Source organism: Streptomyces sp. NBC_01166 (genome assembly GCF_045039765.1).
GTDB lineage: Bacteria > Actinomycetota > Actinomycetes > Streptomycetales > Streptomycetaceae > Streptomyces.
This window is the reverse complement of the sequence record NZ_CP108613.1, coordinates 8,302,686-8,315,263: the sequence shown is the minus strand read 5'-3', so window position 1 is coordinate 8,315,263 and position 12,578 is coordinate 8,302,686. Positions and strand designations below refer to the sequence as shown.

Below are 12,578 nucleotides of genomic sequence, written 5' to 3'. Positions count from 1 at the left end.
TAACAACTCCCATCTCTGCAGGGACTGTTGACCGCATCTTCCGTCAGGGGAACCATTGTGGCATTCGCCTGGCATACCAGTGGCGTTCCTTCGCCGATCGCGTCTCCAGGACCGTCGGCGCTCCCCCTCCGAAGGAGAGGCACCCGCATGACCTCACAACCGCAGCAGAGCGAACAGCCGCCGCCCAGCCGCCGGAAGTTCGTCGGCGGTGCCGCCGCCGCGGTGGGCGCGGCCGCGCTCACGGGCGTCACGCTCGGCGCGTCCGCTCCAGCTCAGGCGCGTCCGGCCACCGGGCGGACAGCGGCCGCCCCTTCGGCCGCCACCTGCACGGTCGTCCCGAACAAGTACGGCGAGCCGTTCGAAGTGTGCGACGACGAGTTGTTCATCTTCATGGCCAACTACAAGCCCTTCGAGAACCCGGGCTTCTTCGACACGGTCATCGGCGACGCGATGCGCGCGGCGTTCCCGGGGGTCAAGATCAAGGCGGTGGCCTGGGACCAGCCCGTGCGGTACGAGGACCTCGAGAAGGCCGGTGTCGTACCCGACATCATCCTCGAGGACCCGCGCCGGCGCATCGACCGCGACCTGGAACCGCTCGGCTGGACCCGCGATCTCACCGACGACCTCCGCACCACCGGCATCGACCTCGGTTCGCTCAACCCGGCCGCGGTCGCCACGATCAAGGCCCGCTCGGACGGCGGGATGTACGGCGTTCCCGTGTTCGTGGACGAGTACGTCATGTTCCACAACAAGAAGATCTTCGACATGAAGGGCCTGAGAACACCGGCCAACGGCGTCACCTACGACGAGGCGTTCCGCCTCGCCAAGAAGCTGACCTTCGAGAAGAACCTGGTCGCGTACAAGGGGTATCTCCAGCACCCGGACCTCTACCTCGAGTTCAACCAACTCGGGCTGTACCCGTTCGTGCCGGGCCCGGGCGGGACGCCTGCGCCCGAGGACGTGAAGGTGAACATCACCTCGGAGGGCTGGCAGCGGCTCGGAATCAACCTGGAGCGCTTCCTGCTCCATCCCCACAACATCTTCACCACGGTGGACGACTACCTGCTGACCGGCCATGTGGCCATGGCGGTCGACAGCCTCTGGAAGCTCAACGCCTACGCTCTCAGCCCTCTCTACCTCCAGGAGGACGACGCCGAGGAGTGGCGCGGGCTCGCCGACGGCATCGAACTGGGTATCACGTCCGTGCCGGTCCTCGGGGGCGGCGACAACGCGGTCTACCAGCCCAACAGCATCGCGGCCTTCCTGCCCCCGCAGTCGGCCAAGAAGGCGCAGGCCCTCCAGATCCTCAAGTGGCTGGTCTCCCAGGAGGGGCAGGTCGAGCTGGCCCGGCACGGAATGAAGCCCGCACTGCGCTCGCGTGCCGTCGAGGCGGCCTTCGGCACCGCGATCCCCGAGCTCGACGGGATCGACACCTCGGCGGTCTTCTGGGGGGACAACGCCGTCCTGCAGAACTACGAGAACACGGAGTACTGGGACCTGCCCATGTACTCGGTGTTCCGGCAGCACGTCCTCCAGGACGGCCTGCGGGTCTCCTCGGCACTGAAGGTCACCGAGACGGTCGACATCCCCGCCTACATCAAGTCGCAGGTGGCGGCCGGCTTCGACTGGTGAGTCACCGTCTGCGGAGCCGTACCGCGAGATACGGCTCCGCAGGCAGCTCGACCGTCGCCTTGCCACCGCCGGAGTCGTCCAGGGACCGCACGGTCATGTTCCAGGTGTCCAGGATCTCCACGCTCCACGGGCCTCCGGCGAGTGCGAAGGACCTGCGGGGATAGCGGTGCGGGCCGTGATACTGCAGGACGTATTCGCCCGGCGCCTCCAGCGTCGAGGCGTCGTGCGTCTCGGGTGTGTGGCCGAGACCGGCCGGTGCCTCGTCGAGCACGGTCCGCAGGAACGCGACGCGTTCGACGGCGGTACCGCTCAGCCGCCCGCCGCCCGCGCTCCAGGGGTCCGGGCCCCACGACTCGGCGTGCGAGCCGTAGCCGCCGCGGCACACCGCTTCCCAGATCCTGCACAGCAACTCGGCTCCGGGCAGGGCCTGTTCCGGGTCGTCGGGGTCGTCCCCCTCGGAGCCGCAGTCGTCGACGACGACCGGCTTGCACAGGTCCCGGACCAGTCCGGACACGGCCCGCGTCTGCGGGTGCGCCACGGAGGCGTGCGTGATCCACGGAGCGCCGAAGTCGGTGTCCGGAGCGCCGTGCACGGTGAGCGGGTGATGGCCGTGGTCGTGTTCCTGGATGTCGGTCTGCGCTTCGGGGTCGGGCGGCGCGCACCACCAGACGTTGGACCGGCCGGCGAGGCGCCTGACGGTCTCCGGGATGTCGCGGCCGCGCAGCTGGACCTCGGCCTGCACGCCCAGCGCGCCGAGGGCTCCGACCTGGTGGTCGAGGCGGTCCAGGGGCAGGGAGGCGTCGAGGAGCCGCACCTTGTTGAAGGGGGACGCCGCAAGCGCGCGAAGGGTGTCGTCGCCTGCCTGCGGGACGCTGGTGGTCCAGGGGTGGAACGGCGTGCCGTCGGCGTGCCGGAAACGGGTGCCGTGCGCCCGTACCGGGCCGTGGTCGGCGTGCGGGGTCGCCGGGTGAGTCGTCATGTCGCCTTCCGGATACGGAGTGCCAGGTCCGGCCGGTGGTCCAGCGGCACGCGCACCGGGCCGCTGTGCGGCCCGCCGGGCAGCGGGGTCACCGTCATGTTCCAGGTGTCGATCAGGTCAACGGCCCACGGGCCGCCGTCACCGGGCAGCGTCACGTCGCGGTGGCGGTGGCGCCGGTCACCGAAGTAGACGAACTCGTCATCGGCGGACTCCTCCCACAGCCGCCGCAGGAACGCGATGCGGGACGGGATCTCGCCGTGCAGCCGGCCGCCCCGGGAGATCCAGGCCCGGCCGTCGGGGTCCTGCTCCGGGAAGCACTCGCCGTGACCGACGTAGGCACCGGCGGTCATGCCGTGCCAGAACTGCCGCAGCAGTACCCGTCCCGACAGGTTGCCCCAGCGGCGGCCGAGGATCCCCTCGTAGCCGATCTCGTCGATCACCACCGGTTTGGGTGCCTTCTCCAGCCAGTCCCGGGCGAATCTCGCGTCCCAGTGCTGGATCGACTGGTGGGTCGTCCAGGGGGTGCGGAAGTCGTAGATCCGCTCGTACTCGTACATCCGGGTGCCGTTGTGGATGGACCTGAGGTGCTGGTAGGGGTCCGACCGCTGGACGTACTGCCCGATGCGGTCCCAGTCCTCGACGCTCTTGGCGGTGTTGAAGTCGTACTCGTTGGCGATCGACCACCACACGTTGCGGTACGCGGCAAGGCGCGCGACGACGTGGCGGACGAGGAACAGGTCCTCGTCGCGGCTCATGTCGTCGACGCCCCAGTGCCCCTTGTCGTACGGGTGGAGGATGATGACGTCCGCCTCGACGCCCAGATCCCGCAGGTCCCGGACCCTGCGCTCGAAACGGTCGAGGAAGGCCGGGTCGAAGCGGGTCCTGTCCAGGTGACCCGGTCCGGGCGGCCCCGGGGTGACGCCAGGGAACACGAGTCGAGGCGGGTTCATGTCACGGGTCGGCAGCAAGCACATGCGGACCTTGTTGAACGGGGACGCCGCGAGGGTGCGCAGCGTCTGCTCCTCCGCCTTGTCGTCCTCGTCGTGGGTCCAGTGGTAGCAGGTGGTGCCGAAGGGCAGGTACGGCGTGCCGTCCGCGTACCGGAAGGTGCGCGGCCCCGCCACACGGACCGGGCCGTGGTTGCCGGGGCCGGCCGGTGTGCAGGTGAACCCGCCCTCGGAGCCGTCCAGGGCGGGCGCGGAGGATCGCGTCGTGTACGTCCACGGGCCTTCCCGGTCCGGCATGAACCGCACCCGGTGGACGCCGTCGCCGTCGTAGAACCCGTCGGCGCGCACCACCCGGTGGCCGTGCCGGAAGTCGGCTCCGAACGTGACGTCCTGGTAGGGGTTACCCTCGGACGGACCGTTCAGGGTCAGTTCGAAGGTGCCCCACCGCTCCACCGTCTCGCAGGCGGTCACGAGCCACCCTCCCTGACCCAGTCCTCGGTCACCGTCACGTGCTTGATCGTCTTGCGGAGGTAGGAGTAGGCGATGTGCAGCAGACCGTCGCGGCTCTGCATGACGCACGGGTAGGAGTAGCCGTACTCGGTGTCCCGGTACTCGTCGTCGGCGGTCTGCAGGTCACGGCGCCAGGGCCAGGTGCGTCCGTCGTCGTCGGACAGGGCCACCGTGAGCGGGGTGCGCAGCGCCTTCTTCCGCCGGCCCGCGCCCTCCCCCACCCAGCGGAACTCGCCGCGTTCCAGACTCGCGTGGTTGTAGACGAGGGCCAGTGCGCCGCTGCTGAGCCTGGTGAACTGGACCCCCGAGTTGTTGTTGGGCAGCTCGGTGGGCACTGCGCGGCTCCAGGTGCGGCCCGCGTCGGTGGAGGTCACGGAGTGGATGCGGTCGGCGGCGCGGCTGCGCAATAGGCCGAGCAGTGATCCGTCGACGCGTCGGACGACGCTCAGCTGGACCAGGTGATCGGTCCCGGCGACGTCGTACTCCTTCCAGGCGGCACCGTCGTCCTCGCTGATCAGGACGATGCTGTGCTCGGCGTCGCGGCGGCAGCGGTAGGCGGGCAGCAGCCAGGTGCCGTCGCCGGGGTCCAGCGGAGGATTGCGCACGTAGACGCCGGGGCCCTCGTGGGCGATGTGCGGGGGGTCCCAGGTGCGGCCGCGGTCGTGCGAGACGCGGGCGACCAGGTGGGCGGTCTTCTGGTCGTGCGGTTCGTTCGACGGGTGGAAGAGCCACACCGTTCCGTCGGGCCGCTGGGCGAGGACGGGGTTCTGTTCGGAGCGGTCCGGGTCGGTGGACAGTGCGACGGCGCCGGTCCAGCGGCCCGCGCCCAGCGGCAGCCGGGAGAATACGACGTCGGTGTCGCGGTCGCCCTCGTCGGGGCCGTTGAACCAGGCGCACAGCACGTCGCCGTCGTCGAGTTCGAGGAGGCTCGCGGCGTGGCTGTCGCCCGGGTGCGGGGCTGGCAGCAGCGCCTCCCGGACGGCGGGGTCGCCCGCCCTGGGGCGCAGTACGCCGTCGAATCTCGGGTCCTGCTCCGGCCGGCTCCCCTGTTCCGTCCCTGTCATGCTCCGACTCCTTTCAGGTCCAGCTCTCCGGCGAAGTGGCAGGCCGCAGTCCGGCCGGGGGCGATCTCCCGCAGCGCCGGGACCTCCGTACGGCAGCGGTCGCGCACGTAGAAACAGCGCGGGTTGAACGGGCAGCCCGGCGGCACGTCCGAGGCGTCGGCCACCTCGCCGCGCAGCACGATGCGCTCCCGGCGGCGCGCGCCTGGGTCGGGGTCGGGCACCGCGGACAGCAGGGCCTCGGTGTACGGGTGCAGCGGCTGCCCGTACAGATCGGCTGTCGCACCCGTCTCCGCGACCCTGCCCACGTACATCACCGCGATCTCGTCGGCCATGTACTCCACGACGCCCAGGTCGTGCGAGATGAACAGATACGTCAGGTCGGACTCGTCCTGGAGATCCTTCAGCAGGTTGAGGATCTGGGCACGCACCGACACGTCGAGCGCGCTGACCGCCTCGTCCGCGACGACGATGCGCGGCGCGAGAGCCAGGGCACGTGCGATGCCGACGCGCTGGCGCTGGCCGCCGCTGAAGGCGTTCGGGTAGCGCCGCAGGTACTCGGGGCGCAGTCCCACGCGGCGCAGCAGTTCCGCGACCCGTTCCTCGGTCTCGGCGCGGCCGAGGCCCAGGTTGACGCGGAGGGGCTCGCCGATGATCTGGAGCAGGGTCATGCGTGGGTTGAGTGAGGCGAACGGGTCCTGGAAGACGAGACGGATCTCGCTGCGGTACGGCTTGAGGGCCCGCTCGTCGAGCTGGGCGAGGTCGATCACCGTGCCGTCCGTGCGACGGTAGGAGATCTCGCCGGAGGTGGGCTCGAACACCCTCATCAGGCAGCGGCCCAGAGTGCTCTTGCCGCAGCCCGATTCCCCGACCAGGGCCACGGTGCGTCCGGCCGGCACGGTCAGGTCCACGCCGTCGACCGCGCGCACCTGCCCGACGGTGCGTCCCAGCAGCCCGCGGCGGATGGGAAAGTGTTTGGTGAGTGCGTGCGTCCGCAGCAGGGGGGCGCCCGCGGCCTCCGTTGCCGGGGCTTCGAAGGACGGTGCGGTCATGGGGTGGTCTCCTCGTACAGCAGGCAGCTCACTGCGCCGGCCCGTCCGGGATCCGGCACCGGCCGCGGCACCGTCACGTCGCAGCGGCCGGCCATGAACTCGTCGCAGCGCGGGTGGAAGGGACAGCCGGGCGGTCGCCGGTAGGAGTGCGGGACCATGCCGCGCACGGGGCGCAGGCGCTCGCGCGATCCGGAGCCCAGCTTGGGCACGGACCGCAGGAGGGCTTTGGTGTACGGATGGCGCGGAGCCCGGAAGACGTCTTCGACACGTCCTTCCTCGACCACCGTCCCCAGGTACATCACGGCGACGCGGTCGGCCATCTGGGCGGCCACCCCGAGGTCGTGGGTGATGAGCATGACGGACATCCCGGTCTCCCGCTGGAGGGTGCGCAGCAGGTCGAGGATCTGGGCCTGGGTGGTGACGTCGAGGGCCGTCGTCGGTTCGTCGGCGATGAGCAGTTGCGGACCGCAGGAGAGCGCCATGGCGATCATGACGCGTTGCAGCATGCCTCCGCTCATCTGGAACGGGTACTCGTCGACTCGCCGCTCGGGGGCGGGAATGCCGACGCGGCCGAGGAGCTCCACGGCGCGTGTGCGCGCCTCGGCCTTGGTCACGGGCTCGTGCAGCCGGATCGCCTCGCCGATCTGGTTGCCGAGCGTGTGCATGGGGCTCATCGAGGACATGGGCTCCTGGAAGACCATGGCCACGCGTTTGCCGCGTACCTCCCGCACCGTGGCCGGGTCGGCTGTGACCATGTCGGCCGTGCCGTCGGCGGTCATGACCCGGATCTCCCCGGCTGTGATCCGGCCGGGCCGGTCGACCAGGCGCAGGACCGAGCGGGCCATGACGCTCTTGCCGCAGCCCGACTCCCCCACGACGGCGAGTACTTCGCCGTGCCCGATGGTGAGGTCGACTCCGCTGACCGCGTGCACCACGCCGTCCTCGAGCTCGAACCGGGTGTGCAGGCCCTCGACTTCGAGGATGTTCCGCGACGGTGGCGTCAGCCCTTGCTCCCGCGATGCTTCCGTTGCAGGCATCGCGCCCCCTTACTGTTTGTACGGGTCCGCGGAGTCCCGCAGCCCGTCGCCGACGAAGTTCATGGCGAGCACGGTCACGAAGACCGCCGCTCCGGGGATCAGCAGCCACGGCGCGGTCTCCAGCGTCCGTACGTTCTGCGCTTCCTGGAGCAGGACGCCCCAGCTGATCGCGGGCGACTGGAGGCCGAGGCCGAGGAAGCTCATGGCGGTCTCGCCGAGGATCATCGCCGGTACCGCCATGGTGAGCGAGGCGATGACGTGGCTCGACATCGAGGGCACCATGTGCCGGAAGATGATCCGGACACGTCCGCAGCCGTCCAGGCGGGCCGCGGTCACGAAGTCCTCCTCGCGCAGGGAGAGGAAGCGCCCGCGCACCACCCGGGCGAGTCCGGTCCAGCCGATCACGGAGAGGATGGTGGTGATGGCGAAGTACCGCATCATCGGCCCCCAGTCGGCCGGCACGGCGGCGGACAGCGACAGCCACAGCGGAAGCGTCGGGATGGCCATCAGGAACTCGATGATCCGCTGGATGAGTGTGTCCGGGGCGCCGCCGAAGTATCCGGAGATCCCGCCGAAGAAGAGGCCCAGGAGGAAACTGACGGCGACTCCGATGAGGCCGATGGAGAGCGAGACCCGCGAGCCGTGGATGATCAGGGACAGCAGGTCGCGTCCGGACCGGTCGCTGCCGAGAAAGTACACGCTGTCGTCCGCGTCGACGGCGCCGATCAGATGGCGGTCCCATGGGATCAGCCCCCACATGTCGTAGGAGTCGCCCCGGGCCAGGAACCGCACGGGGACGCGCTGGTCCGGGTCGACGGTGTGGATCTGTTCGAACGTCTCCGGGTCGCGGACCGTGCGGTAGCCGTTCACGTACATCCGCAGGCCGTCGTCCCAGCTGATGTCGACCTTGACCATCTGGGGCGGTGCGTAGGTGTGTGCCGAGTCGCCGGAGCTCGGCGAGCCCGGGGCGAGGAACTCCGCGAAGACGACGACGAAGTAGGCGAGCAGCACGACCACGGCGCCCGCCACCGCCAGCTTGTGCTTGCGGAACTTGCGCCACACGAGACGCCAGGGGGAGTTGTTCCGGCCGGACGCGACGTCCAGGTCGGCGTCGGTGTACCCCTCGGCCTCCGGCGCCGCGGCCGGCTTCTTGGTCCTGGTCAGCACGGCGGCTCACCCTCCCTCGTAGCGGTGCCGGATCCTGGGGTCCCACCAGGCGAGGGCGAGGTCGCTGACCAGGGTCCCGATGACGGTCAGGGTGGACAGGATCAGGATGAAGCTGCCCACGAGGTACATGTCCTGGTTCTCCACACCGCTCAGCAGGAGCGGTCCGGTGGTCGGCAGGCTCATGACGATGGAGATGATCGTCTCGCCGCTGATGAGTCCGGGCAGCAGCCATCCGACGGTGGAGAAGAACGGGCTCAGGGACATCCGCACCGGGTACTTGAGCAGCAGCTTCCACTCGGGCATGCCCCGGGCCCTGGCGGCGACCACATACGGCTTGTACAGCTCGTCGAGGAGATTGGCGCGCGTGATGCGGATGAGGCCGGCGGTGCCTGACATGCCGATGATCAGGATCGGCAGCCAGAGGTGCCCGGCCAGGTCGAGCAGTTTGCCGAGGTTCCAGGCGGCGTCCTGGTACTCCGGGGAGAACAGGCCGCCGGGGCTCTGCCCGAAGAAGCGCATGCCGGCCCACATGAAGACCAGGGCGAGCAGGAACTCGGGCACCGCCATCCCGAAGAATCCGAAGAACGTGGCCACGTAGTCCCCGGGCGAGTACTGGCGTACGGCGGAGAAGATCCCGATCGGGAAGGCGATGGCCCAGACGAGCAGCAGCGTGGAGACGGAGAGGAAGAAGGACAGACCGACCCGGTCCCAGATGAGGTCCGAGACCGGCCGGCTGTTCCAGGCGAAGGCCTGTCCGAAGTCGCCGTGGAAGATGATGTTGGAGATCCACTTCCAGTACTGGGCGAGGAAGGGCTGGTCCAGTCCGTACCGTGACCGCAGGGCGGACAGCTGTGCGGTGCTCATCAGCTCGCCGCGGCTCTCCGCCTCGGCCTGGAGGGTCGAGACGTAGTCGCCCGGCGGCAGGCTGATGATGAAGAACGAGGCCAGCGAGACCGCCCACAGGGTGACGGCCATCCACATGACCCGGCGCGTGAGGAACGCGAGCATGGGCGTCTCCCGTCCGCGTCAGACTCTGCCCGAGATGAAGTACGTAGACGGGTTGCTCGGCCCGGGGGCCTGGTGCGCCACCGCCGCGCTGAACTCCTCAGGCACGTTGTGCACGTTGTTCCTGACGATGCCGTACTCGGCGGGCGGGGTGGAGATCCCGATGTAGTAGAACTCCTCCTTGGTGATCTCCAGGATCTGTTTCGCCAGGCCGAGCGCCTGGGACGGGTCGAAGGTGAGGCGCATCCGGTCGAAGAGTTCGAGCTGCTCGCGCACCCGGGCCGGCGGCCGCTCCCCCGCCTTGCCGCCCCGGGTGTACCACTTGGCCCACTGCCCGCCGAACCGGGAGGAGCCCCGGGGGTTGGAGGGGAGGTAGTAGTGGTTGCCGCCCTCGCCCGTGCGCACGTCGAAGGAGCTGCCCTGCCAGGTCGCACCCTCCGACTCACCGGCCTCCACGCGCTCCCAGTACAGGGTCTCGGCGAGTCGCTGGATGTTCGCCTTGACGCCGACCTTCTGCCAGTCGGTCCGGATCAGGTCGAGGGCGTCCACCTGGTCCGGCTGGTCGGAGACGACGAGTACCGTGAAGGAGAGCGGGTCACCGTCCTTCGTGAGCCGTGTGCCGTCGCCGTTCCTCCGGGTGAAGCCGGCCTTGTCGAGGTACTCGTTCGCCCGGGCGGCGCTGTACTCGGTGTACTGGCTCCCGAGTTCGCGGTCGTAGAGCTCGTCGCCCTCGGCCGGACCGCACTGCCAGGGGACGCCCTGGCCGCCGTAGATGGTGTCGATGATCTTCTGCCGGTCGATCGCGTGGGAGAGCCCGATCCTGAAGTCCTTGTTCGCGAACAACCGGCGCTTCCTCGCGTCGGGGTGCGTCTGGTTGAACCCGATGATCATCGTGTTGGCGAGGGCGGACTTCACCTCGATGAGCCGGTAGCCGCCCTTCTGCCGGTTGCGGGCGATCACGGGCTTGTTGCGGATCGTCCCGAAGTGGGTGAGTTGCATGTCGAGGTCGCCGTTGGTGACCTTGAGCACCTCGACCTCGACGTCCTGGATGTTCTCGACGACCACCTTGTCGATGTACGGGAGTTGGCTCCCGTCGGGGTCGACCTTCCAGTAGTACGGGTTGCGTTCGGCGACGAGGCTGCTGCCCTTGCCGACCTCGTTCCTGGCCACCCAGGCGTTGAGGGTGGGCAGTTCCGGGTTGGCCCAGCAGTCCGCCCGCAGGGGCATGTAGTCGATCCAGCTCGCCAGGCCTGCCTTCTTGGCCAGGGCTTCCGCGTTCCTGCCGTGCTTGGGATGGAACTGGCCCAGGTAGTGCGCGGGCAGGAGCATGACGACGCCTGAGGTCCCTGCGATCTCCTCCAGGAAGCCGGGCTTCGGCTCCTCGTAGACGTACCGCACGGTGTGCTGGTCCACCACCTCGAACCTCGCGGGTCTGCCTGACCGGGACAGCCACAGGCCGTAGACGCCGTCCTGGTGGAGGTCCGGATCGACGTTGTACTCGGTGAAGGCGAACGCGAAGTCGTCCGTGGTCACCGGCTTGCCGTCCGACCACTTCAGGCCCTTGCGGAGGGTGAAGACGAACTCCTTCCCTCCGCCCTTGACCTCGTACTTCTCGCACACGTTCGGCAGCATCTTCGTCTTGGTCATGCCCTGCCAGGCGGGCGCCCAGGCGACGAGCGGCTCGTAGCCCATGCTGTAGCGGAGCCACATCACGTCTTCCTGAGTGATCATCGCCGAGTTCCAGGTCCCGCCGTAGACGCCCGTCTTCTCCAACGGGGTCACCTTCAACGGGGTGCCGGGAAGCCGGTCGGCGACCTTCGGGAGCTTGCCGGCGTCGGCGAGCTTCTTCAGCGCCGGCGCCTCCTTCCCCTTCGCTCCTCCGGTGGCCGCGGCCCCCTCGGGTTCGGTGTCGAAGAACCCGCAGCCGGACAGCGACGCGGCCACCAGGAGGCCGCCGCCGGCCCGCAGAAGGGTGCGCCGGTCGAGCACGCCGCGCTGCGCCGGGGATGGCGTGCGGTCAGGATTCATGTCCACGCTCCTTTGCGTGTACGTGCCGCTTCTTCCAGCTCACGGACCTTGGGGACGACGGTGGCGGTCAGCTTGCGCCGCTCCTCGTCGTCGAGGCGTGCCAGCGGAACGGCGGCGTGGGCTTCATCGATGCGGCCCAGGGCGGCCAGGACGAACTTGAAGGTGCTGACGAGTGCGAGCAGCGTCGGTTCGTGGCGCGCCGCGCGCATCAGCTCGAGCAGGTCCTCCAGCTGTTCCTGGAGCATCCGGGCGTACGGCCAGTCCCCGGCGCGTGCCGCGTCGTACAGATTGACCAGCAGACGGGGTGTCACATTGGCGAGGGAGGACGTGGCTCCGACGGTGCCGGCGTAGAGGGACAGGTCGGTCAGGCTGCTGCCGCCGGCGAAGCAGCGCACATCGACGCCCTGGCCGCCGGCCCGGCGCAACAGCCTCCGCAGCCAGGTCATGTCGCCCGCGCTGTCCTTGATTCCGCAGAGCACGCCCTCGCGGGTGAGGTCGATCACGCATTCCACGGTCAGGGAGCACCGGGTGAGCTGGGGCATGTGGTAGGCGAGGACGGGGAAGCCCACGGCCTCCGCCACGGCGCGGTAGTGGTCGCGAAGCTCCTCCCTGCCGTAGTTGGCGAAGTAGGGTGCGATGACGGCGACTTCGTCGGCCCCTGCGTCGATCGCCGCCCGTGCATGACGCACCGTCACCGCCGTCGCGGTGTCACCGACGTGTGCGATGACGGGCAGCCGGCCTCCGGCGGTCTCGGCGGCGACGGTCACGGCGAGGGCACGCTCGCCGGCGTCCAGTGCGTGGAACTCCCCGGTGGTGCCGTTGATCCAGAGGCCGTGGACGCCGGCCTCGATCAGTCCGGTCAGGTGGCATTCCAGCGAGGACCGGGCGAGTGAGCCCTTCGCGTTCATGGGGAGAACGGTTGGTGCGATGATCCCGTGGAGCTCGTGTCTCGGCATGGTACCTCGCGGCATGTCGGTGGAATGCCATGAGTCTCTTGAGCGCGACATCGGTCGTCAACCCTTTCGACACAGGCAATGGGTCTGTGCACGTGGACTTCAATCAGGCGTGGTCGACCTGCGGCATACCACAGGGGTCCGCCCGTCGGGCATGGCTCGTACGGGCCGCCTGGTGCGACGGCTCCGGGCGGCCTTGCGTGGAGC

At 69.3% G+C, this 12,578-nt stretch carries 10 protein-coding genes; 1 reads left to right on the top strand and 9 read right to left on the bottom strand.

The window, feature by feature from the left end:
* Positions 1 to 147: 147 nt before the first annotated feature.
* On the top strand, positions 148 to 1,632 hold the full coding sequence (locus OG379_RS37645) for an ABC transporter substrate-binding protein (protein ID WP_405667796.1): 1,485 nt from the start codon (positions 148 to 150) through the stop codon (positions 1,630 to 1,632).
* Between the two features lies 1 nt (position 1,633).
* Here the strand turns inward: OG379_RS37645 and OG379_RS37640 are convergent, their stop codons facing one another.
* The 9 genes from OG379_RS37640 to OG379_RS37600 are packed head-to-tail and all read right to left on the bottom strand — an operon-like array spanning position 1,634 to position 12,374.
* Positions 1,634 to 2,611: a DUF5605 domain-containing protein gene (locus OG379_RS37640; protein ID WP_405667794.1), complete on the bottom strand. Its 978-nt coding sequence runs from the start codon at positions 2,609 to 2,611 to the stop codon at positions 1,634 to 1,636.
* Positions 2,608 to 4,029 (bottom strand): DUF5060 domain-containing protein, encoded by a 1,422-nt coding sequence (locus OG379_RS37635; protein WP_405667792.1) that lies wholly within the window; start codon positions 4,027 to 4,029, stop codon positions 2,608 to 2,610. Before OG379_RS37635 ends, OG379_RS37640 begins: the two co-directional genes overlap by 4 nt.
* Complete coding sequence (locus OG379_RS37630) at positions 4,026 to 5,132, bottom strand: exo-alpha-sialidase (protein ID WP_405667790.1); 1,107 nt, start codon at positions 5,130 to 5,132, stop codon at positions 4,026 to 4,028. Before OG379_RS37630 ends, OG379_RS37635 begins: the two co-directional genes overlap by 4 nt.
* Complete coding sequence (locus OG379_RS37625; RefSeq protein ID WP_405667789.1) at positions 5,129 to 6,181, bottom strand: ABC transporter ATP-binding protein; 1,053 nt, start codon at positions 6,179 to 6,181, stop codon at positions 5,129 to 5,131. Before OG379_RS37625 ends, OG379_RS37630 begins: the two co-directional genes overlap by 4 nt.
* Positions 6,178 to 7,218 carry an ABC transporter ATP-binding protein gene (locus tag OG379_RS37620; RefSeq protein WP_405667787.1) on the bottom strand — a complete coding sequence of 347 codons (1,041 nt, stop codon included), beginning with the start codon at positions 7,216 to 7,218 and terminating at the stop codon, positions 6,178 to 6,180. Before OG379_RS37620 ends, OG379_RS37625 begins: the two co-directional genes overlap by 4 nt.
* A 9-nt stretch (positions 7,219 to 7,227) precedes the next feature.
* A complete protein-coding gene (locus tag OG379_RS37615) occupies positions 7,228 to 8,385 on the bottom strand; it encodes an ABC transporter permease (protein WP_405667785.1) in 1,158 nt (385 codons plus the stop codon).
* Between the two features lie 6 nt (positions 8,386 to 8,391).
* Complete coding sequence (locus OG379_RS37610; protein WP_405667783.1) at positions 8,392 to 9,393, bottom strand: ABC transporter permease; 1,002 nt, start codon at positions 9,391 to 9,393, stop codon at positions 8,392 to 8,394.
* An 18-nt stretch (positions 9,394 to 9,411) separates the two neighbouring features.
* A complete protein-coding gene (locus OG379_RS37605; RefSeq protein ID WP_405667781.1) occupies positions 9,412 to 11,418 on the bottom strand; it encodes an ABC transporter substrate-binding protein in 2,007 nt (668 codons plus the stop codon).
* Positions 11,415 to 12,374 carry a dihydrodipicolinate synthase family protein gene (locus OG379_RS37600; RefSeq protein WP_405667780.1) on the bottom strand — a complete coding sequence of 320 codons (960 nt, stop codon included), beginning with the start codon at positions 12,372 to 12,374 and terminating at the stop codon, positions 11,415 to 11,417. Before OG379_RS37600 ends, OG379_RS37605 begins: the two co-directional genes overlap by 4 nt.
* Positions 12,375 to 12,578 lie beyond the last annotated feature (204 nt).